The organism is Micromonospora chersina (genome assembly GCF_900091475.1).
Classification (GTDB): Bacteria; Actinomycetota; Actinomycetes; order Mycobacteriales; family Micromonosporaceae; genus Micromonospora; species Micromonospora chersina.
The window spans coordinates 1,668,300-1,689,359 of the sequence record NZ_FMIB01000002.1 but is presented as its reverse complement, the minus strand read 5'-3'; the positions used below and the strand labels follow the sequence as shown (position 1 = coordinate 1,689,359).

21 protein-coding genes are annotated in these 21,060 nt (G+C 74.5%); 7 read left to right on the top strand and 14 right to left on the bottom strand.

What is annotated here, in order from left to right; all coding sequences use genetic code 11:
* Positions 1–24 precede the first annotated feature (24 nt).
* The 3 genes from GA0070603_RS07770 to GA0070603_RS07760 all read right to left on the bottom strand — a co-directional run bounded on the left by GA0070603_RS07770 (position 25) and on the right by GA0070603_RS07760 (position 2,768).
* The gene (locus tag GA0070603_RS07770) at positions 25–1,707 is read right to left on the bottom strand and encodes a long-chain-fatty-acid--CoA ligase (protein WP_279627481.1); all 1,683 of its coding nucleotides are present in this window, start codon (positions 1,705–1,707) and stop codon (positions 25–27) included.
* Between the two features lie 95 nt (positions 1,708–1,802).
* On the bottom strand, positions 1,803–1,982 hold the full coding sequence (locus GA0070603_RS07765; protein WP_091309321.1) for a hypothetical protein: 180 nt from the start codon (positions 1,980–1,982) through the stop codon (positions 1,803–1,805).
* Positions 1,983–2,054: 72 nt separating this feature from the next.
* On the bottom strand, positions 2,055–2,768 hold the full coding sequence (locus GA0070603_RS07760; RefSeq protein ID WP_091309317.1) for a polyamine aminopropyltransferase: 714 nt from the start codon (positions 2,766–2,768) through the stop codon (positions 2,055–2,057).
* Between the two features lie 189 nt (positions 2,769–2,957).
* On the opposite strand from GA0070603_RS07760, the gene GA0070603_RS07755 reads away from it, so the two are divergent.
* Positions 2,958–3,962, top strand: coding sequence for a zinc-binding dehydrogenase (locus GA0070603_RS07755; protein ID WP_208863011.1), 1,005 nt, complete (start codon positions 2,958–2,960; stop codon positions 3,960–3,962).
* A 113-nt stretch (positions 3,963–4,075) separates the two neighbouring features.
* Here GA0070603_RS07755 and GA0070603_RS07750 read toward each other — a convergent pair whose 3' ends face one another.
* From GA0070603_RS07750 to GA0070603_RS07740, 3 genes are all read right to left on the bottom strand, one after another.
* On the bottom strand, positions 4,076–4,684 hold the full coding sequence (locus GA0070603_RS07750; protein WP_091309311.1) for a class I SAM-dependent methyltransferase: 609 nt from the start codon (positions 4,682–4,684) through the stop codon (positions 4,076–4,078).
* Positions 4,685–4,984: 300 nt separating this feature from the next.
* The gene (locus GA0070603_RS07745) at positions 4,985–6,385 is read right to left on the bottom strand and encodes an MBL fold metallo-hydrolase (RefSeq protein WP_091309307.1); all 1,401 of its coding nucleotides are present in this window, start codon (positions 6,383–6,385) and stop codon (positions 4,985–4,987) included.
* Between the two features lie 87 nt (positions 6,386–6,472).
* Positions 6,473–6,742, bottom strand: coding sequence for a metal-sensitive transcriptional regulator (locus GA0070603_RS07740; RefSeq protein WP_091309304.1), 270 nt, complete (start codon positions 6,740–6,742; stop codon positions 6,473–6,475).
* Positions 6,743–6,885: 143 nt separating this feature from the next.
* Between GA0070603_RS07740 and eccB the strand changes: the two genes are divergently transcribed.
* On the top strand, positions 6,886–8,265 hold the full coding sequence (eccB, locus tag GA0070603_RS07735) for a type VII secretion protein EccB (protein ID WP_091309300.1): 1,380 nt from the start codon (positions 6,886–6,888) through the stop codon (positions 8,263–8,265).
* Between the two features lie 58 nt (positions 8,266–8,323).
* Here eccB and GA0070603_RS07730 read toward each other — a convergent pair whose 3' ends face one another.
* Genes GA0070603_RS07730 through GA0070603_RS07710 form a run of 5 tightly spaced genes read right to left on the bottom strand, consistent with a single transcriptional unit; the run spans position 8,324 to position 12,828 of the window.
* Positions 8,324–8,929, bottom strand: coding sequence for a class I SAM-dependent methyltransferase (locus GA0070603_RS07730; RefSeq protein ID WP_091309296.1), 606 nt, complete (start codon positions 8,927–8,929; stop codon positions 8,324–8,326).
* 44 nt (positions 8,930–8,973) lie between these two features.
* Positions 8,974–9,576: a phosphoesterase PA-phosphatase gene (locus GA0070603_RS07725; protein ID WP_091309293.1), complete on the bottom strand. Its 603-nt coding sequence runs from the start codon at positions 9,574–9,576 to the stop codon at positions 8,974–8,976.
* A gap of 35 nt (positions 9,577–9,611) precedes the next feature.
* On the bottom strand, positions 9,612–10,478 hold the full coding sequence (locus GA0070603_RS07720; RefSeq protein ID WP_091309290.1) for a carbohydrate ABC transporter permease: 867 nt from the start codon (positions 10,476–10,478) through the stop codon (positions 9,612–9,614).
* Positions 10,478–11,440, bottom strand: a complete 963-nt coding sequence (locus tag GA0070603_RS07715; protein ID WP_091309286.1) for a carbohydrate ABC transporter permease — start codon at positions 11,438–11,440, stop codon at positions 10,478–10,480. Before GA0070603_RS07715 ends, GA0070603_RS07720 begins: the two co-directional genes overlap by 1 nt.
* On the bottom strand, positions 11,437–12,828 hold the full coding sequence (locus tag GA0070603_RS07710; RefSeq protein WP_091309283.1) for an ABC transporter substrate-binding protein: 1,392 nt from the start codon (positions 12,826–12,828) through the stop codon (positions 11,437–11,439). The genes GA0070603_RS07715 and GA0070603_RS07710 overlap by 4 nt, the downstream gene beginning before the upstream one ends.
* Before the next feature lie 119 nt (positions 12,829–12,947).
* Between GA0070603_RS07710 and GA0070603_RS07705 the strand changes: the two genes are divergently transcribed.
* Genes GA0070603_RS07705 through GA0070603_RS07695 form a run of 3 tightly spaced genes read left to right on the top strand, consistent with a single transcriptional unit; the run spans position 12,948 to position 16,164 of the window.
* Positions 12,948–13,985 (top strand): zinc-binding dehydrogenase, encoded by a 1,038-nt coding sequence (locus GA0070603_RS07705; protein ID WP_091309280.1) that lies wholly within the window; start codon positions 12,948–12,950, stop codon positions 13,983–13,985.
* Positions 13,985–14,803, top strand: a complete 819-nt coding sequence (locus GA0070603_RS07700) for a sugar phosphate isomerase/epimerase family protein (protein WP_091309278.1) — start codon at positions 13,985–13,987, stop codon at positions 14,801–14,803. Before GA0070603_RS07705 ends, GA0070603_RS07700 begins: the two co-directional genes overlap by 1 nt.
* Positions 14,800–16,164, top strand: coding sequence for an MGH1-like glycoside hydrolase domain-containing protein (locus GA0070603_RS07695; protein ID WP_091309275.1), 1,365 nt, complete (start codon positions 14,800–14,802; stop codon positions 16,162–16,164). The genes GA0070603_RS07700 and GA0070603_RS07695 overlap by 4 nt, the downstream gene beginning before the upstream one ends.
* Before the next feature lie 48 nt (positions 16,165–16,212).
* On the opposite strand, the gene GA0070603_RS07690 is transcribed toward GA0070603_RS07695, so the two are convergent.
* From GA0070603_RS07690 to GA0070603_RS07680, 3 genes are all read right to left on the bottom strand, one after another.
* Positions 16,213–16,917, bottom strand: a complete 705-nt coding sequence (locus GA0070603_RS07690) for a CBS domain-containing protein (protein ID WP_091309271.1) — start codon at positions 16,915–16,917, stop codon at positions 16,213–16,215.
* A gap of 93 nt (positions 16,918–17,010) precedes the next feature.
* The gene (locus GA0070603_RS07685; RefSeq protein ID WP_091309267.1) at positions 17,011–19,152 is read right to left on the bottom strand and encodes a molybdopterin-containing oxidoreductase family protein; all 2,142 of its coding nucleotides are present in this window, start codon (positions 19,150–19,152) and stop codon (positions 17,011–17,013) included.
* Positions 19,153–19,210: 58 nt separating this feature from the next.
* Entirely contained in the window at positions 19,211–19,603 is a 393-nt protein-coding gene (locus GA0070603_RS07680) for a hypothetical protein (protein WP_091309264.1), read from the bottom strand.
* Positions 19,604–19,816: 213 nt separating this feature from the next.
* On the opposite strand from GA0070603_RS07680, the gene GA0070603_RS07675 reads away from it, so the two are divergent.
* Together GA0070603_RS07675 and GA0070603_RS07670 are read left to right on the top strand one after the other, a co-directional pair.
* Entirely contained in the window at positions 19,817–20,215 is a 399-nt protein-coding gene (locus GA0070603_RS07675; RefSeq protein WP_091309261.1) for an NUDIX hydrolase, read from the top strand.
* 124 nt (positions 20,216–20,339) lie between these two features.
* Positions 20,340–20,735 (top strand): DUF2267 domain-containing protein, encoded by a 396-nt coding sequence (locus GA0070603_RS07670; RefSeq protein ID WP_091309258.1) that lies wholly within the window; start codon positions 20,340–20,342, stop codon positions 20,733–20,735.
* Positions 20,736–21,060 lie beyond the last annotated feature (325 nt).

The following is a 21,060-nucleotide window of genomic DNA, read 5'->3' as shown; positions in this document are numbered from 1 at the left end:
GCCGGCCCTGAGGCCGGTCAGCCCTCAGCCCTCCGCGAGGAGGCGGTCGCGGACCTCGCGGCGGAGGACCTTGCCGATCTGGGAGCGGGGCAGGTCGTCGACCACCACCACCCGGCGCGGCACCTTGTAGCCGGCGAGGTGCCGCCGGCAGGCCGAGCGGACCGAGTCACAGTCCGCGCCCACCCCCGGGTCGAGCACCACGGCGGCCACCACCTCCTCGCCGTCCGCGGTGGGCAGGCCGACGGCGGCGGCCTCGCGGACGCCGGGGATGCGGCGCAGCGCCTCCTCCACCTCGGACGGGTAGACGTTGAACCCACCCGTGATGATCAGCTCCTTGATCCGGTCGACCACGGTGACGAAGCCGTCGGCGTCCATGGTGACCACGTCCCCGGTACGGAGCCAGCCGCCGGGCAGCAGCACGCGGGCGGTCTCCTCGGGGCGGTTCCAGTAGCCGGAGAACACCTGCGGGCCGCGGACCAGCAGCTCGCCGGCCTCGCCGGGGGCACGGTCCCGGGTCGGGTCCTCCGGGTCGACGAGGCGCACCTCCGTGGAGGGGAACGGCACCCCGACCGTGCCCGGGCGGCGGGTCGGGGCGACCGGGTTGCCCAGGGTGATGGGGGAGGTCTCGGTCATCCCGTAGCCCTCCACGAGCAGTCCGCCGGTCACCGACTCCCACAGCTGCACGGTGGCCGGCGGGAGCGCCATGGCGCCCGAGATGGCGTACCGGACGGAGGTGAGGTCGACGCCGCGTTCCCGGGCCGCGGTGGCGAGCCGCGCGTAGATCGGCGGGACGGCGGGCAGGAAGGTCGGCGGGCGGCGGCGCGCCGCGTCGAGCACCTGGTCGAGGTCGAAACGGGGGAAGAGCACCAGGGTGGCCCCGATGCTCACCGAGAAGGTCAGGCAGAGGGTCAGCCCGTACGCGTGGAACAGCGGCAGCACGGCGTACACGGTCTCGGCGCCGTCGCGCAGGCCGGGCACCCAGGCGCGGCCCTGCGCGGCGTTGGCCCGCAGGTTGCGGTGGGTCAGGACGGCGCCCTTCGGGACGCCGGTGGTGCCGCCGGTGTACTGGAGCAGCGCGGTGTCGGCGGGCCGGGGCGCGGGGTGGTCGGCGGCCAGCGGGGCGGCGTCGGCGACCAGCGCCGACCAGGAGAGCGTGCCGGGGGCCGGGGCGGTCATGGCGGCCCTCGCGGCGCGGACCTTGGGCAGCGGCAGCCGCAGCGCCCAGCGCTTGAGCCGGGGCAGCGCCCCGGGCAGGTCGACGGCCAGCACCGTCTCCACCGCGCCCCGCCCGGCGACCAGCGGCGCGACCTTGTCCCAGACCACCGCGACCCGGGCGCCGTGGTCGGTGAGCTGGTGGGCCAGTTCGTCGGCGGTGTAGAGGGGGTTGTGCTCGACCACCACCGCGCCGAGGCGCAGCACCGCGTAGAAGGCCACCACGTGCTGCGGGCAGTTCGGCAGCACCAGCGCCACCCGGTCGCCAGGGCCGACACCGAGCCGGCGCAGCGCCTCGGCCGCCCGGGCCACCTGGTCGGCCAGGTCGGCGTAGGTGGTCGTGGCGCCGTAGAAGTCCAGCGCCACCCGGGGGCCGAAGCGCCGGGCGGCGTCGGTGAGCAGATCCACGAGCGAGCCGGTCGGCTCCGCGATCTCGGCCGGTACACCGGGGGCGTAGCTGCGCGTCCAGGGCCGCTCCGCGGTCGCGTCCATCACCGTCTCCTCGCTGCCGGATGACGGTCCTCAGCCTAACTTAACCAACCGGTAACCTACGTCGGCGTAAGTTGCTGACTTCGTCACACGGCGGCGGGTCAGCGGCGTGGAGCGCCCTCGCGTCGCACCACCCCGCGGCCCCGCAGGAAGGCCAGCACGAGGAGGACGACCACGGCGATGGCGCCGATGATGAGCAGCCAGCGGGCCGCCTCCAGGAGCAGCCCGAGCAGGATGAGCACGCCGGCCACGACACCGACGATCCAGAGCAAAGCCCGCATGTCACCCTCCCGGGAGTACGGTGGGCCGACCGCTTTCCCGCTCCGGCTCCCGCCATGCCTGCCCGGGCCGGGTCAGTGCCGGGCCACGTACACGGTGTTGGCGGCCTCCCGGCCCTGCAACGGGTTGGGGAAGCGGACGACGTGCGCCACCGACGTCGGGAACACCTCGGTAAGCGTCCGCTGGAACGCCGGGTCGGGCGGGTCGTTCGACCAGAGCGCGAACACCCCTTCCGGGTGCAGCAGCGCGGCGAGCCGGCGCAGCCCCTCCACCGTGTAGAAGTCGGCGTGGCTGGGGTGCAGCACCTGGCGCGGCGAGTGGTCCACGTCGAGCAGCACCGCGTGGAACCGCCGCTCCGGCGCCTCCGGGTCGAACCCGGCGCCGCTCGCGACCGCCGCGAAGAAGTCGGCCCGGACGAACCGGGTACGCGGGTCGGCGGCCAGCCCGGCGGCGAACGGCAGCAGGTCGCGGCGGTGCCAGTCGATCACGTCCTCGATCGCCTCGACCACCAGCAGCGAGCGCACCCGGGGATCCTCCAGCGCGGTGCGCGCCGTGTAGCCGAGGCCGAGCCCGCCCACCACCACGTCCAGGTCCCCGGCGGTCAGCGGGGCCAGCCCGAGCCGGGCGAGTTCGATCTCCGCGACCGGGAAGAGGCTGGACATCAGGAACTCGTCGTCGAGCTTCACCTCGTACACGTCGACGTCGAGCGACGGGTCGCGGCGCCGGCGCAGGCTGATCTCGCCGATCGGCGTCTCCCGCCAGGCCAGTTCCTCGAAGCGTGTGCCCACGGGTGTCCTCTCCGCCGGTCCGTGACCGGATGCTACCGGCCGGCCGCCCGGCGGCCCGCGGTTATGGGCCGCGCCGCCGTTTTTCCCGGTGGGGCGCATCGGCGGGCCGGCGGCGGGTACGCCGACGGCTCCAGCGTGGCGCGGCTGGTGAGGTCGAGGACGCCGGAGAGGGGAGCGAGCGTGGCGGAGATGCTGGCCGGACGGCTGCACGTGACCGAGCGGGCACTGCGGATGGAATCGGTGCCGGTGCCCGAGCCGGGGCGCGGCCAGGTGCGGATCCGGGTCGCCGCGGCCGGGGTGTGCCTGTCGGACGTGCACCTGATCGACGGAACCCTGACCCCGCTCTACCTGGCCGGGGACGTGGTGACCCTCGGCCACGAGGTGGCCGGGACGGTGGACGCGCTCGGTGAGGGGGTGCGGGGCTGGGAACCGGGCCAGCGCGTGCTGCTCCAGGCGGGGGAGCGGGACCGGTTCGGGCTCGTGCTCACCCGGGGTGTCGACTACGACGGTGGCTGGGCCGAGTACGCACTGGCCCGGGAGGACACCCTGGTCCCCGTCCCCGATCTGATCTCGTTCGAGCAGGCCTGCATCATCCCCGACGCGGTCTCCACGCCGTGGGCGGCGGTGACCGAGACCGGCCGGGTCCGGCCGGCGGAGGCGGCCGCCGTGTGGGGCGTCGGTGGCCTCGGCGCGCACGCGGTGCAGTTGCTGCTGCTGGTCGGCGCGGCCCCGGTGATCGCCGTGGACCCGCTGCCGGCGGCCCGGGACCGGGCGCTCGCCCTCGGCGCGGACCTGGCCATCGACCCGGCGGACGACGGCTTCAAGGACGCGGTGCTCGAACTGGTCGGCACCCGGGGGCTCGACGTGGCGTTCGACTTCGCCGGCGTCAACGCGGTCCGGGAGCAGGCCATGACCGTGCTCGGCCGGCACGGCCGGCTGGTGCTCGCCGGCATCGCGAACCAGCCGATAAGCATCCCGTCGGACAGCCGGTTCACCTACAACCGGCAGGCGGTCCTCGGCCACTACGGCTCCGAGGCCGAGCACGTCGGGCAGTTGGTGACGCTCACCGGGCTGGGCCGGCTCGACCTGTCCGGGTCGGTCAGCGACGTGCTTCCGCTGGCGGACGCGCCAGAGGCGGTGCGTCGGGTGAAGGAGAAGGTGGGCAACCCGATCCGGCTGATCCTGCGCCCGTGAGCCGTGAGCCGTGAGCCGTGAGCCGTGAGCCGTGAGCCGTGAGCCGTGAGCCGGCAGTCGGCAGCCGGCCCGGCGGGCCACCCGTGCACGCCCACGCCGGCCGGTGGGGCGGGTCAGTCGGCGGGCCGGGTGGCCACGACGACCGTGTCGAGCGCGTCGACGGTGCCGCCGTCGGTGGTGGACACCGGGCGGCGGGCCGTCTCGGCGCGCCGGATGTGCAGCCCGGCGAGCCCGTCGACCACGGCCTCCGGGGTGAGCAGGACGGCCGGGTCCTGCGGCCCGCCGGTGCCGCCGGTCAGGTTCGCCAGGTCGTGGCCGACCACGACGAGGCTGCCGCCGGGACGCAGGGCCTGCCGGGCCGCGGCCAGCACCCCGGCGAGGTCGTCGGCGGGCAGCTGCAGGTAGCTGATCAGCACCAGGTCGTAGCTGCCCGGCACCGGCCGGTACGCCGTGACGTCGGCGACCCGCCACTCCACCGGGACGTCCCGGCCCGCGGCCAGTTCGCGTCCCCGGGCGACGGCGACCGGTGAGAAGTCCACAGCGGTCACCCGCCAGCCCTGCTCGGCCAGCCACACCGCGTTGCGCCCCTCGCCGGCGGCGAGGTCCAGCGCTGCGCCGGGAGTGAGCCCGGTGACCGACTCGACCACGAACCGGTTCGGCTCGGCGCTCCAGACCAGACCCGGTGTGCTGGCATACCGGGTGTCCCAGGCACTGCTGTCCACTGTGTCCCTCCTTCGGCGGCCGCACCTCCGCCATTGGTGACCGTACCGGCTCCGGCAAGCGCTCCCAGGGCGAGTCCCGCGAACGGGGGGCATCGGCAGGTCCACCGGATGTGCCCGAGCAGCACCGCCACCAGTGCGTCGGCCCTGGGTGGCGCGCCGCGCCACGAGCAGGGCTCGGTCGCGGCCTCCGGTCGCACGCCCAGCGCGATCCGGGTCCAGCCCGACCAGGAAGACTCGAAGTCGGCGAAGGCGCACGTCGAGCGGCCGCGCAGAGCGGCGGAGTCGCGCGGCTCGCGGGGGTCAGCCCTGGTCGGCCATGGCGACGCCCGCGGGTTCGGCCTGGTCGAACTTGTCGTTGATGACGACGACTGTGCGGCCGGCGTTGGCGAGCAGTGATGCCGCGGCGGTGGCGCGGTAGCCGGAGCCGCAGTGGACCCAGATGGCGCCGGGCGGCACGTCGGCCAGTCGTGTGGGCAGGTCGGGCAGCGGGGTGTGCACCGCGCCGGCGATGTGGCCGGCCTTCCATTCGTTGGTCATGCGTACGTCGAGGACCACGTCGGGGGCGGGCAGGCCGGCGCGGGCGTTCCCTGCTTGGGCCGCCGCGAGGGCGGGGAAGTCGGCCATGGGCAGTTCGCGGAGCTGTCCCGGTTCGGTGGTCCACTGTTCGACGCCGCCGGTGGCGTGGGCGGCCGGGCGGTCGATGCCGATGCGGACCAGTTCGCGTTGGGCGTCGGCGACCTGCTGCGGGGTGTCGGCGAGCAGGGTGATGGGGGTGCCCCAGTCGATGAGCCAGCCGAGCCAGGTCGACATCGGCCCGTCCAGGCCGAGGCTGACGGTGCCGGCCAGGTGTGCGGCGGCGTAGGCCTTGCGGTGGCGCAGGTCCACCACCCACTGCCCGGCGGCCATCCGCTCCCGCAACGCGGCCGGGTCGGCGCGGGTCACCGGGGTCAGGTCCACCGGTGCCGCGCCGGCGGTGTTCGCCACCCCCATGTGGGCGTAGTAGGCGGGGTACGCGTCCAGACCGCCAAGGGTCTCCGCGACGAACTCCTCGGCGGCCAGCCGCAGCACCGGGTTCTTCGCCTTCTCCCGACCGATCGTCGACTCGGGAGCGTCGGACTGGCTGGCCGAGCAGAAACTGCCGAACCCGTGTGTCGGCCACACCTGCGCGCCGTCGGGCAGCAGGTCCGCCAACCGCCGCGCCGAGGCGTGCTGCTGGTGGGCCAGTTCGTGGGCGTGCCGGCCGCCGAGCAGGTCGGTGCGGCCCGTGGTGCCGAACAGCAGCGACCCGCCGGTGAACACCCCGACGGCCTGCCAGCCGCCGCCGGTGGCCTCGTCGAGGACGTACGACAGGTGGTGGAAGGTGTGACCCGGCGTGCCGACCACCCGCAAACGCACCGAGTCCGACACGGCCACCTGGTCACCGTCGGAGACCGGCACACGCTCGAAACCCACCTCGTCCGCGGCCGCCACCAGATAGCGGGCCCCGGTCACCCGGGCCAGCTCCAAACCGCCGGAGACGTAGTCGTTATGGATATGCGTCTCCACCACATGCGCGATCCGCACACCCTTCACACCAGCCAGGTACAGCACCCGGTCGATGTCCCGCTGCGGGTCCACCACGATCGCCACCTGCCCGTCCGAAGCCAGATAGCTCCGGTCACCCAACGACGACGTCGCGATCACCGAAACCTCGACTGCCACGGTGGTGCTCCCTTCCGTCCCCACGTACCCAGGGGCGGAGGTACCCGCCTGCGCCGGGATCAGGCGCGCGGGCGGTGGTCCGCCCGGTCAGGCCAGGGCGAGGAAGAGCTTCTCCAACTCCTCCTCGGTCATCTCCGGTTCCTCGCCCCGGTCCCGGGCGGTGCCGCAGTGCCGCATACCGGAGGCAATGATCTTGAAGCCGGCCCGGTCGATCGCCTTGGAGACGGCGGCGAGCTGGGTCAGCGTGGCGCGGCAGTCCTCGCCGTTCTCGATCATCTCGATGACCGCGTTGAGCTGGCCGCGGGCCCGCTTGAGTCGGGTCAGGGCGTCGCTTGTCATCTCGGGTCGAAGTTTCACCGTGCACCTCCTGGCGTCCAACATACCCCCCAGGGGATAGCGGTTCCGGTGCCCCGGGAGACCGTCCGCCGACACGGAGGGTCCCCGGGAGATCGACGGAACGCTTATCCTGTGCGCCGACGATCGTTCTCGGAAGGGACCCGATGCCGTCCCGGCAGGACCAGCTTCACTCCTACCAGTTCACCGTCCAGCGGGCGGTCGCCGCGCTGGTGATGCGGGAGACCGACCCTGCGCAGTCGCCGTTCCGCCGGCTGGCCGGCGCGGGCCTGGCCAGTGTGCTGGTCGCGGTGATCGCGCTCGGCGGGGTCGCCCTCTACGGCCTGTTCGCCGGTGGTGGCAGCGCCTGGCGCGACACGGGCGCGGTGATCGTGGAGAAGGAGTCCGGGGCGCGGTTCGTCTACCGGGAGGAGAAGTTGCACCCGGTGCTCAACTACGCCTCGGCGCTGCTGGTCATCGGGGCGGAACGGCCGAAGACCGTGCTGGTCTCCCGCCGTTCCGTCGAGGGGGTGCCGCGCGGCCTGCCACTCGGCATCGCCGACGCTCCCGACTCGCTGCCCGCGCGGGGGCGGCTCGCCGGCGGGGCGTGGACGGTCTGCTCGGTCACCGCCGCCGAGGCGGGCCGCACGCAGGCCCGGTCGGCGGTGTTGATCGGGCGGGACGCCACCGGCGGCCGGCCGCTCGGCGACGAGGGCCTGCTGCTGCGCCACCCGGACGGCAGCCTGCACCTGCTCTGGCACGAGCGGCGCTACCTGCTGCGCGACACCGACCGGGTGCTCGCCGCCCTGGCCGCCACCCGGGAACGGGCGGTGCCGGCGGCCCCGGCGCTGCTCAACACCGTGCCGGCCGGGGCCGACCTGGCGCCGCCCCCGCTGCGCGACCTCGGCGCCCCGTCTGAGCGGGTCACGGGCGCCACCGTCGGCGACGTCTACCTGGTCCGCAACACCGGTGGCGGCCGCCAGTACGCGGTGGCCGGGCGGGCCGGGCTCGCCGGCATCACCGAGTTGCAGGCCGCCCTCCTGCTCGCCCGCACCGGTCAGGGTGAGCCGGAGCCGATCACCCTCGGCCGGTTCGCCGCCCTGCCGAAGCTCCCCGACCTGGTGCCCACCGGGCCGACCGCTCCGCCCGCCGTCCCGCCCCGGCTGGCCACCGCCGAGGGCGGCGCGCTCTGCGCCCGGGCCGGCGACGACACCGGCGTACGTGAGGTCCGGCTCGGGGTCACCCCGCCGGATCTCTCCGCCGCCGCCCGGACGCCGTCCGGTCGGGGTGGGCTGGCCGACCAGGTGCTGGTGGAGCCGGGGCGGGGCGCGCTGGTCGAGTCGGTGGCCGCCCCCGGCGCCGGCGGCGGCGCGGTCTGCCTGGTCACCGACCTCGGGCGGCGCTACGTGCTGGCCGGCGCCGAGGTGCCGGGCATGCTCGGCTACGCCGGGGTGCGCCCGGTCCGGCTGCCGGCGGGCCTGGTCAGCCTGGTGCCGGCCGGCAGCCCGCTCGACCCGGCCGCCGCCCGCACGGTCGCCCCAGCCTGATCCCGGGTCTCCACGAGGCGGGTCTCCGGTCGCTCCGACCGCGACGGCCCGGAAAGGCTCAGGCGGCCGGCTTGCGGAGCACGGTCACCGCGAACTCCGCGTCGTCGTGCCAGGGACGCAGGTCCCAGGTGGCGAAGCGGTGTTCGAGGCGGAGTCCGGCGGCCACCGCGTCGGCGTCCAGTTCGGTGAGCGGGTAGCCGCGGTCGGTGCCGAAACCGACCACCACCGGGCCGTCCGGCCGGATGTGCGCGGCGATCCGGGTCAGCACGGCGCGCTCGGTGCCGGGGGCGACGAACGCCATCACGTTGCCCGCCACCACTGCCGCGTCGAACGGCTCGGGCTCGCCCTGCGCGGCCAGGTCCAGGTCGGCCAGGTCGGCGACCAGGAAGCGCGGGCCGGGATGGTCGGCGCGGGCGGCGTCGATGAGTACCGGGTCGGCGTCCACGCCCACCACGGTGTGGCCCCGGTCGGCCAGCGCGGCGGCCACCCGGCCGGTGCCGCAACCGGCGTCGAGGATCCGGGCGCCCGGCGGGACGAGCGTGTCCAGCAGCCGTGCCTCACCGGCCAGGTCGGCCCCTTCGGCGGCGAGTCGGCGGAACCGGTCGACGTACCACTGCGAGTGTCCCGGCTTGGTCTCGGTCACCCAGCGGGTCGGCTTGCCCATGCCGCCAACGGTAGCTGATCTTGTGCGGCCGGGTCGGGGGAACCTCAGGCGAGGGCGAGGAAGGCGGCGGCGGCGAGCGGTGCGCCGGTGCCGGCGCCGGCCACCACCTGCGGCCAGGTGTGGTCCCGCAGCACCACCCGGGACCAGCCGACCGCGGCCACCAGCAGCCAGCCGGCGTGCAGCGCCGGGCCGAACAGCAGCACCAGGACGGCCGTGGTGGCGGCCGCGACAGCGGCGTGGATGCTCAGCTTCCACCAGTGGTTCACCAGGGTGCAGGCCGCGCCGACCACGAAGATCACCACGATGGCGGCGAACAGTTCCGCGGGCGCGCGCAGCGCGGCCAGCAGCGCCGTGCCGACCGCCACCGAGGCCAGGCCGGTCAGCAGCGGGCGGGCCCGCTGGGTGCGGTCGCCGACGTGCCGGTCGGTGAGCCGGCCGCGGCGTACGCCGTGGACGATCACGCCGACCGGGATCACCGCGCAGAACAGCAGGGCCGTGCCGCCCCAGAGCAGGAACTGTTGCGGGGAGCGGCTGACCCGGGCCGCCGCCACCAGCGGCAGGGCGGTCACCAGGACGCCCGGCGCGAGGACCTCGGTGATCAGCCGGGCCAGCCGCCCGCTGACCGTCCGTTCCCGGGTCGCCCGCACCGGGTCATCCTGGTGGAGCCTTGCCTCAAGGTCAACTATCCCTTCTCCGCGCCGCTGGTGAGGCCCTCGGTGAGCAGCCGCTCGCTGGCGAAGAAGAGGATCACGATGGGCAGGGTGAGGATCACCGAGCCGGCCATCAGCACCGTCTTCGGCACCTCGACGCCGTCGGAGAGCAGCGACAGGCCCAGCGAGACCGTCCACCGGTTGGGCCGGTCGACCAGGAAGAGCAGCGCGAAGAGGAACTCGTTCCAGGCGATCATGAAATCGTAGAGGGCGACCGCCATCACCGACGGCGCGGCGAGCGGCAGGCTGACCCGGCGGATGATGCCGAGGCGGCCGGCCCCGTCGATGGCCGCGGACTCCTCCAGGCTGACCGGGATCGTCTCGAAGTAGTTCTTCAGCATGTAGACCGAGACGGGCAGGGTCTGCGAGATGTAGACCAGCACCAGCCCGACCAGCGACCCGCGCAGCCCGGCCCGGGTGAAGACGACGAACAGTGGGATCGCGATGACGATCGACGGGAACAGGTAGACCGCCAGGAACAGCGCGCTGACCTGCCGCCGGCCGAAGAACCGCAGCCGGGACACCGCGTACGCGCCGGGGATGGCGATCACCAGGGTGAGCGCGGTGGCGGAGAGGGCCACGATGCCGCTGTTGCGGATGAAGGCGAGGAAGCCCTGCCCGCCGTCCTCGACGGACTTCAGCACCTCGGCGTAGGTGGCGACGGTCAGCTCGCCGAACGGCACGAGCAGCGAGCCGGGGTCGAGCAGCAGCCGCTCGATGGGGCGTACCGAGAGCACCAGCATGTACCAGAACGGCAGCAGGGTGACGATCAGGAAGCCGGCGATAACCAGCCGGCGCAGCCAGCGCAGGCTCACCGTCTCGATCCGGTCCCGGTCCATCACGCCTCCTCCCGTCGGCCACTGAAGAAGCGCAGGTAGATCGCGACGAAGACGATCAGCACGACGGCCAGCACGACCGCCTGCGCCGCCGCCGCGCCGATGTCGGTGCGCGCGGTGAGGAACTGGTAGACCCGGACGCTGACCACCTCGGTGCCGGCCGAGCCGCCGGTGAGCAGGTAGACGTCGTCGAACTTGTTGAAGGTCATGATGAACCGGAGCACCCCGATGAGCGCGATCACCGGCATGAGCTGGGGCAGCAGGATGTGCCGGAAGCGCTGGGTCGGTGTGGCCCCGTCGACCCGGGCGGCCTCCTCCAGCTCGCCGGGCACGGCCTGGAGCCGGGCCAGCAGGAACAGGAAGGCGAACGGGAAGTAGCGCCACGCCTCGAACGCGATGACCGTCCAGAGCGCGGTGGACTCCTGGGACAGGAACGGGATCGGCGCGTCCCAGCCGAGGAACCGCCGCCCCCAGTCGTTGACGAAGCCGATCTGCGGGTCGAGCATCACCTGCCAGACGAACGTCATGGCGACCACGGGCGCCACGTACGGCAGCAGCATGGACGCGCGGACGATCGTGCGGCCCCGGAACGGCCGGCGGACGACGAGGGCCGCCACGAGGCCGACCAGGATGGAGCCGACCGTCCCGCCGGCGCTGTAGACGACGGTGGTCCAGAGCGTGTCGGCGAAGCCGGGGGTGTGCAGCACCCGGTCGACGTTGTCCAGGGTCAGCTCGCCGAAGAGGCCCGTCCGGCGCAGGGTCGCGAGGCGTACCCGTTGGAAGGCCAGCACCACGGTCCAGACGATGGGGATGCCGATCACCGCGACCACGACGAGCAGCGTGGGGGTGACCAGCGCGAGCCCGGCGCGGGACTCGCGGCGGCGCAGGGTGAGCGGGCGTCGGCCGGGCCGGCGGGGCCGCTCCCCGGTGGGGGAGCGGCCGGCCTCCGGCGCGGTGGTGGTCAATTGACGCCCTTGGCGATCGCGTCGACGTCCTTCTTCGCCCGCTCGGCCGCGGCCCGGGCGTCGGACTTCCCGCCGACCACGTCGGCGAGCGCCTTGGGTACGGGCAGCTCGCCGAGGATCGCACCGACCAGCTTCCCCTGGCCCTGGGTCAGGCCCCAGCGCTGGAAGGTGTCCGGGCTCTTCCGCAGGGTGGCGAGCACGTCCTCGCCGTAGACCGCCGACAGCGGCTGCTTGCGGTCCACCCCGGCCGGGCTGGTGTTCCAGGCGGTGAGGAACTTCTGCTTGTCCTCCGCCGTCCCGGTGCGCACCGGGAAGCGCCCCTCGGGGGACATGCCGAACCAGCGTGGGTAGCCGTCGGAGAGCATGTACTCCACGAAGGACGACGCGGGGTCGCTCGCGCCGTCGAGCACCGCCCACGAGCTGATCTCGCCGTACTGCGCCGGCTCGGCGCCGTTCGGGCCCTTGATGGCGGTGACGAAACCGCTGTTCTTCGCGAGCCACGCCGGGTCGGACTGGCACTGCGGGCAGGTCGGCTTGGCGTCGTTCCGCAGCCCGGCCAGCTCGTCGAGGATGAACGGGGACCAGATCAGCATGGCCGCCTTGCCGGCGAAGTAGGTGGCCCGGGTGGTGTCCACGTCCTGCGCGCCCTTGACCGAGTTGTTCCGCATGAGGTCGCCGTAGAAGCGGAACGCCTCGACGCACTCGGCGGAGTCGAGCGTGACCTTGCCGGCGTCGTCGGTGAGCTGGCAGTTGTTGGCCAGCGCGAGGTGTTCGAAGGTCTGCTGGGTGAAGACGTCGCCGGGGGCGGTCGCCGCCGTGATGCCGGCGACGCCGCCGGTGTTCAGCTTCGCCGCCGCGGCGGCGATCTTCTCGTACGTGTCGGGGGCGGGCAGGCCGGCCGCGGCGAACAGGTCCTTGCGGTAGACCAGGAGTTGGCCCCACCCGTCGCTGGGCACGGCGAGCTGCTTGCCGTTCTCGCTTGTCAGTTCGAGGGCGCGCGGGGAGAACGTGTCGCGGCCGAGTTTGTCGACGACCCGCTTGTTGGCGTCGGGTTCGAGCAGGTCGTTGCCGGCCAGGGTGCGCACCCCGGCCAGGGAGACCGAGCCGACCACGTCGGGCAGGTCGCCGGCGGCGGCGCTGGAGGCGATGAGGGACGGGAACTGGTCCTCGTTGACGGCGACCAGGTTGACCTTGACGCCGGTCTTGGCGGTGTAGTCCGCGATGATCGCCTTCGTGGCGTTCACCCGGTCCGCCACGTCTTCCAGGCTCCACACGGTTATCTGGGAACTGTCGGATTTCGGCTCGTCGTCACCGCAGGCCAGCAGGGTTGTCCCGGCAAGTGCCATGATCAGGGTGGGGGCGAGCATCCGCATCGAGGGTGATGACATCGGTGGCACTCCTCTCGAAGGGTACATCAGGGATTCAACGCCCTCGATTGATCATTTACAAGACATTTATCGATATTTCAGGGTAGGATCGGGTCCGGCACTTCCCTCGGAGCGACGCCATGGGCAACTGGGTTGTCTCTCTGGCCGGGCCCCGGCGCGTGAGCCTGGAGCCCTGCCCCCCGGACCGGCTCGGCCCGGGCCAGGTCCGCGTCCGCACCTGCTACTCCGGGATCTCCGCCGGCACCGAGCTGACCCTCTACCGGGGCAGCAACCCCCGGCTCAGCAAGGACTGGGACGACGCCACCCGGATGTTCGTGCCCCGGCAGGCCGCGCCCGCGTACCCGGTGGTGGGCTTCGGCTACGAGGAGGTCGGCGAGATCGTCGAGGTCGCACCCGACGTCGCCGACCGCCGGCCCGGCCAGGTCGTCTGGGGTATCTGGGGGCACCGCGCGGAGGCCGTGCTGGCGGCCGGCGCCGTCACCCCGCTCGCCCCCGGGCTCGACCCCCTGGTCGCCGTCTTCGCCCGCCCGGGCGCCATCGCGCTGACCGCCGTGCTCGCCGGCGACCTGCACCTCGGCGACTGGGTCGGTGTCTTCGGGCAGGGGGTGATCGGGCTGCTCGGCACCCGGCTCGCCGTCCTCTCCGGAGCCCGGGTGGTGGCCGTCGATCGGGTGCCGGACCGGCTCACGCACGCCACCCGGCTCGGCGCCCGCCGGGTCGTCGACGCCGCCGTCGACTCCGCCGCCGCCGCGCTGCACGCGGCCACCGGCGGCCGCGGCGCGGACGTCTGCCTGGAGCTGTCCGGGTCGTACCCGGCGCTGCACGAGGCGATCCGCGCCACCGCCCACGCCGGCCGCGTCGTGGCCGCCGGCTTCTACCAGGGGTACGCCCACGGGCTGGGACTCGGCGAGGAGTTCCACCACAACCGGATCCAGCTGGTGGCGGCCCAGGTCTCCGGTCCCGCCCCGGCGCCCGGCACGGCCGGCCGGTGGACCGGGTCACGGATCGCGCACACGTTCATGGACCTGGTGGCCGAGGGCAGCGTCGACCCGCTGCCGCTGGTGAGCCACGTCGTCGACGCGGGCGCGGTGGCCGACGCGCTGGCGTTGCTCGACCGCGGTGACGGTGACGTCCTCCAAGTGGTGCTGAGGTTCTGATGACGATCCCACTCGCCTGCCAGGAGCAGTTGCTCCCCGGCGCCGGCCTGTCCGAGAAGTACGCCCTCGCCGTCTCCCTCGGCTACCAGGGCATCGAGCTGCGCGGGCGGGGCGACCTGGCCCTCGCCCGGCGGCTGCCCGAGCTGCGCCGGGCCCGCGCCGAGGGCGTGGTCATGCCGACCGTCTGCGTCGAGATGGACCACTTCATCGGCGACTTCGACCCCGCCCGCTCCCGGGACGCGGTGCGCAACCTGCGCTCCCAGCTCTCGGTGATCGCCGAGCTGGGCGGCATCGGGGCCATGACCCCGGCCGCCTGGGGTATGTTCTCCCGCCGGCTGCCGCCGTTCGAGCCGCCCCGGCCGCCCGAGGGCGACCGGCAGGTGCTCGTCGACGCCCTGGGCGAGCTGGGCGAGCACGCCCGTGCCGAGGGGGTCACCCTCTTCCTGGAACCCCTCAACCGGTACGAGGACCACATGGTCAACCGGCTCGACGAGGCGGTCGCCCTGTGCCGCGCCGTCGGCCTGCCCTCGGTCCGGGTCGTCGCCGACACCTATCACATGAACATCGAGGAGGACGACGCCTGCGCGGCGCTCCGCGCGGCCGCGCCGTACCTGGGGCACGTGCAGGTCAGCGACTCCAACCGCTACCAGCCGGGGGCGGGGCACCTGGACTGGCCGGCGCTGCTGGCCACCCTGGACGGGATCGGCTACCCCGGCTGGCTGGCGCTGGAGTGCCGGCTGCGCGGCGAACCGGTCGCCGCCCTGCGCCAGGCCGCCACCGTTCTCGCCCAGCCCGGGCCCCGGCGGGCGGCGGCGTGACCGCCCCCGGCGGCGCGGCCCCGGTACGGGCCGGCGGCTCCGGCCGCGCCGACCCCGAGCGGGCCGCCCGGCTGCGCCGGCTCGCGCTCACCACTCTCGACGCCAACTGGGAGCACGACCACACCGTCCCGTCCCGCACCCTCTACCCGCACCAGTGGAGCTGGGACTCGGCGTTCATCGCGGTCGGGCTGGCGCACGCCCGCCCCGACCGTGCCTGGCGGGAGCTGCGCAGCCTGTTCGCCGCGCAGTGGGCCGACGGGCGGGTGCCGCACATCGTGTTCAACCCGGCGCTGCGGGCCGGCGCCTACTTCCCCGGGCCCGAGTTCTGGGACTCGGCCCGGGCCGGCGGCGCCCCGGCGGCGGCCACCTCGGGGATCGTCCAGCCGCCGGTCCACGCCCCGGCCGCCTGGCTGGTGCACCGCCGCGCCCCCTCCGAGGCGTCGGTGGCGGCGCTGCGCTGGCTCTACCCGCGGCTGGTCGCCCAGCAGCGCTACCTGACCGGCCGGCGGGACGTCGGCGGCGGCGGGCTGGCGGCCATCGTGCACCCGTGGGAGTCCGGCCTGGACAACAGCCCCGCCTGGGACGCCCCGATGGCCGCGGTGCCCGCCGACGAGGCGGTGATGCGGGCGTACCGCCGGCACGACACCGCGCACGCCGACGCGGCGCACCGCCCCACCGACCTGGACTACGCGCGCTACGTCGCGCTGGTGGACACCTACCGGGCGGGCCGCTACCGGGACGAGGGGCTGCTCGGCCGCCAGCCGTTCCTGGTGGAGTGCCCGCTGGTCAACGCGGCGCTCGGGGTCTCCGAGCGGGCGCTCGCGCGGATCGCCGCCGTGGTCGGCGCCGACCCGGGGCCGCACCGCGACCGCGCGGTGCGGCTCACCGAGGCCCTGGTCGACCGGCTCTTCGACCCGGTCACCGGCACGTTCCGCCCGCGCGACGTCCGGGCCGACCGGCTCGTCCCGGCTCGGACAGTGCTCGGGCTGATGCCGCTGGTCCTGCCCGACCTGCCGGCCCACCACGTGCGGGCGGTGCTCGCCGAGGCGTGCTCGCCCCGGTTCGGCCTGGCCGCCCGGATGGACCGCCCGCTGCCCACCCACGACCGCACCGCGCCGGACTTCGAGCCGCTGCGCTACTGGCGCGGGCCGAGCTGGCTGAGCACCAGCTGGATCCTGTGGCAGGGGCTGCGCACACACGGCCGCGCCGACCTGGCCGCCGGGCTCCGCGAGTCCATGCTGGACCTGGTCGACGCGGCCGGCTGCCACGAGTACTTCCACCCGGACACCGGGACGGGGCTCGGGTCACCGGCGTTCAGCTGGACGGCCGCGCTGGTGCTGGACGCCCTCGACGAGGGCTGAGCCGGCCGGCGTCGCCCTGGGGGGGGGGCGACGCCGGGCCGGCGGGGCTCAGGCGATGCCGGCCGGGGTGGCGCCGCCGGCCCGCAGCGCGGCCATCGGCGCGTCGTCGATGGCGTAGCCGAGCGCGTCGACCACCTCGACCACGCCGCTGACCTGCCGGGCCAGCCGCAGCGCCAGGCGCACCGTGGACCAGCGGTCGAGCTGCCCCGTGAGGGTGACGACGCCGCCGTGCACTGTCACGTCCACCACGCCGTCGGGCACGCCCAGGGTGCGGCGCAGCACCTCGTCGCGGACGTCCCGCCGGATGTCTGCGTCCGGCCGCAGGTGCACCTTGAGCAGGTCGCCGCGGGTCACGATGCCGACCAGCCGGCCCAGGTCGTCGACCACCGGCAGCCGCTTCACGCCCCGGGCGTCCATGGCCCGGGCCGCCTCCACCAACGACGCGTCCGGCGTGACGGTCACCGGGGGAGCGGTCATCAGGTCGGCGGCCACTGTCGCGCCGGCCTTCGCCCGCGCCTCGCGCCGGTGCCGGTCCGGCAGGATCCGCCGCGGCTGCGGCTGCCCCTGCAGCTCCACCTTGTACATGAGGTCCGCCTCGGAGACCACCCCGAGGACGCGCCCCGCCCCGTCCACCACCGGCGCCGCCGTCACGTGCCGGCCGGTCAGCACGTCGACGATCTCCCGGTACGCCGTGCCCTCCCGTACCGTCGCGACGTCGATGGTCATCACGTCCCGCACCTGCCACGTACGCATGGCGACCTCCCTCTTTCCGCCCCTCACGCTACGGACGGGAGGTGGTCGCGAGCAGGGGCGCAGGGACCCCGCCGGCGGGCCGGAAGTCCCGGCTCAGCCGGCCGGTACGGCCGTCGCCTCGGCGGGCGCGGCCGGCGCGGGCACGGTCGCCGTGTCCGCGGGCGGCTCGGGGACCAGCAGCTCGGCCGGCACCGGCGCGACCTCGACACGGCAGTCGTGGAACGTCGGCGCCTCGCCCAGGTCGGTGTCGCGTACGGCGGTGACCGCGTTGACGGTGGACCGCCCCGGGCTCAGCCGAGCCCAGTACGCCTTGTAGGTGAACGCCAACCCCGGCCGGGTCGCCTCGTCCAGGGCGACCGCCGCGAGGAACGCGCCCCGGTCGTTGTGCACCCGCACCGCGTCGCCGTCGGCGAGGCCGCGCGCCGCCGCGTCGTCCGGGTGCAGGTGCACCCGGGGCGGCCCGGTCCGCCGGGCGTGCCAGGGCAGGGAGGCGAAGGTGGAGTTCATGAGGAAGCGGCCGGCCGGGGCGAGCAGCACCAGCGGGAACCGGCGGGCCAGCTCGGGGTCGGCGGCCTCCGCCGGCGGGGTGTGCCCGGGCAGCGGGTCCACCCCGAGCCGGGCCAGCGCCGGGTCGTGCAGCCGGGCCCGGCCGTCCGGGGTGCGGAAGCCGCCCGCCGCGAACGGGGCGGCGCCGACCGGCACGCCGGTGGTCCGGGCGTACGTCCGTTCGCGCAGCTCCTCGAAGGTGACCGGCGTGCCGGCCAGCAACTGCCGGGCCAGGTCCTCGTCGCTGTCGGAGAACCGGGGATGGTCGAGGCCGAGCGCCGCGGCGATCCGCCGGAAGATCTCGGTGTTCGGCAGCGCCTCGCCGGGCGCCCGCGTGACCGGCAGGTTCAGCGTCGTGTAGTGGTGGCCGTAGGAGGAGTGCAGGTCGAGGTGCTCGGGCTGCATGGTGGCCGGCAGCACCACGTCCGCGTAGTCGCAGGTGTCGGTCCAGCGCTGTTCCAGCACCACGGTGAACAGGTCGGTGCGGCGCAGGCCGGCGAGGAGGCGGTTCTGGTCCGGGGCGGTGGCGGCCGGGTTGGCGTTGAACACGACCAGCGAGGTCACCGGCGGGTCGGCCTCCCCGGTGAGCACTGTCGCCAGCCGGCTCATGTTCACCGAGCGGGCCGGCGGGGCCGGCATGCCGGGCGGCCGGACCACCGGGTCCTCGTCGATCGGGTGGTGCCCGCCGGTCGACACCAGGGCGCCGCCGCCCGGGTACCGGAAGTCGCCGGTGACCAGCGGCAGAGCGCAGATCGCCCGGAGCGCCTGACCGGCGCCCCGGTGCCGTTGCAGGCCCAGGCCGACCCGGACGGCGGTGGGGCGGGTGGTGGCGATCCGGTCGCCGAGGCGGCGGAGCACCTCGACGGGCAGGCCGCACTCGGCGGCGGCCCGCTCCACCGGCCACTCGTCGAGCCGGGCGCTCAGCTCGGGCCAGCCCACGGTGTGCGCGGCCAGCCACTCCTCGTCGGCCGCCCCGGCGTCGCGCACGTGCCGCATGAGGCCGAGGGCGAGCGCCGCGTCGGTGCCGGGCAGCGGGGCCAGGTGCTCGTCGCTGCGTGCCGCCGTGTCGGTGCGCAGCGGATCGATGGTGACCAGGTACGCCCCGCGCTCCCGGGCCTGCTGCACGAACGGCCACAGGTGCAGGTTGGTGGCGAGCGGGTTGGCGCCCCAGAGCACGATGAGCCTCGCCGCCACGATCGACTCCGGCTCGAAGCCGACCGAGCCGCCGTAGATCGAGCGCAGCGCCGCCCGGGCCGCGCCGGTGCAGATGGTGGTGTCCAGGCGGGACGCCCCCAGGTGGGCGAAGAGCCGCTGGCCCATCGTCCAGCCCTGCACGTGGCCCATCGTGCCGGCGAAGTAGTAGGGCAGCACCGCCTCGGGGCCGTCCCGCTCGATGCTGGCGCGCAGCCCGGCGGCCACCCGGTCGACCGCCTCCGCCCAGCTCGCCGGCCGGTACGCGACCCGCCCGGCGCCCTTCGGGCCGGTGCGCACGTAGGGCGTGGTCAGCCGGTCGGGGCCGTTGACGGCGTCGAGGTAGCGGTTGACCTTGCCGCAGAGCGCGCCCCGGGTGAACGGGTGGTCGCGGTCGCCGCGCAGCGCGACGGCCCGGCCGTCCTCCACGGTGAGCTGCCAGACGCAGGTGTCCGGGCAGTCCAGCGGGCAGGCGCCGGGATGGGTGGTGCGGGCCATGCGGCGAGCCTACCGAGCGGCGGCGCCGGCCCGGATCCCGCCGCGGCGGCCGGCCCGATCAGCCGATCGGTCGCCAGTCCGGCCCGTCGGGCCGTCCGGTCGAGGTCAGCGCGGCGAGCATCACGGCCTCGACCTGCTCGGGCGTCAGGTGTTCCCGGCGGTCGGCGCCCGGCACGTAGGCGCCCCAGGCCCGGCCGCCCGGCTCCTGCATGACCACACCGACCGGGTCGCGGTGGTCGCTCACCGCGGCGATCACGCCCCACGGCCGGCGCACGTGCACCTGCTGCCGGAGATCCGGGTCGAGGTCCCGCAGCCACCGCCGGACGGTCTCCCGGTCGTCCAGCCCGACCGTCTCGGTGGTGGTCCGGAACGGGCCGTACGTGGTCAGCCGCTCCGCGACGTCCTGCCGGGCGGACTCCGGCCCACCCAGCAGTCTGTCCAGCCATCCCATCCGAGAACTCCGTCCCGCGCCGGCGCCCGGCGTCCCGGGCGTCGGGGCGGATGTGCCCGGTCGCGTGGCGGCGGCAAACCCTGCGGCCGCGGATTCCCGGCAGCCGACGGGAGGTCTGGCCGGCACTACCCTTCCGGGGCGGTGGTTCGCGGGGAACCGCCGTTCACCGCGGTCCGGCCGTCGCCGCCGCTGGAGAGGAGACCGAGGAGCGCCATGCCCGAGATCGACAAGGTCGCCTGGATCCGGATCGAGGACGGCCGGGTGCTGAGCACCCGGTCCCGGGGCAGGGACGTCTGGTACCTGCCCGGCGGCAAGCGGGAGGCCGGCGAGAGCGATCTGGCCACCCTGGTCCGGGAGATCGCCGAGGAACTGGCCGTGACCGTCGTGCCGGAGTCCGCCGTCCCGGTGGGCGTCTTCACCGCGCAGGCCCACGGCCACGCCGCCGGCACGCTGGTCCGGATGACCTGTTACGCCGCCGACTACCGGGGCACGCTACGGCCGGCGAGCGAGATCGCGGAGCTGGCCTGGCTCGGCTACGCCGACCGGGACCGCGTCTCGCCGGTGGACCAGCTCATCTTCGACCACTTCCGGACCGTCGGCGCGCTGCGCTGACCTCCGTGGGCGATCCGCTGTTTGCCGCCGTCGGGCGCGGGTAACCGCGGGCGCGACGTTCCGGGCCGTGCGGCGCGGACGGGTCGGACACCCGGCGGCGGCCGGCGACGACAGGAGTGCGGCTGTGCGGTTTCCCCGATTCGTCGACGCGGTGTCCCGCCGCGCCGAACTGCCCACCGAGCAGGCCGCCACGATCTCCCGGGCGGTGCTCCAGACCCTCGCCGAGCGGATCACCGCCACCGAGTCGGCGGACCTCGCCGCGCAGCTTCCGGACGAGGTGGGCAGCTACCTGGCGGCCCCCGGCGAGGGCGGCGCGACCGGCGGCGCGGTGGCCTTCCTGTACCGGGTCGCGGAGCGGGCCGGCGTGGATCCGGCGGTCGCCGAGGTCGGGGCCCGGGCGGTCCTGGCCACGCTGCGCGAGACGGTCACGGTCGGCGAGTTCCAGGATCTCGTGGCACAACTCCCCAAGGGATTCGACGCGATGGTCGACCCGATCCCGCGCCCACCGTACGATGTGTAGGCAGGCTCCCCGAGACCCGGGTTGAGCTGCGGCAAAGGGGCCGTACGGCGGAAATTCCACGGCCAGGAAGTATTTTCACCGTAAAATAACTCGCGAGTAGACACCTACGCGGTAAATCGTCTACGCGCTAGGGGGATGATCGGACGAATTCCTTCGTCCGGAGTTCCACGTGCCGTCATCCCTTCGGCTTGACCTGTATCGATGCCCTCCCCATCGAGAGATTGAGCTTTATTCTGCCTCCAGTGTGAAGTCCTGGGGGGGATCATGATCACAGTCACCGAACGCTGCGCGCCTGCCGTCCACGGGGAAACATCAGCCCGCTGAC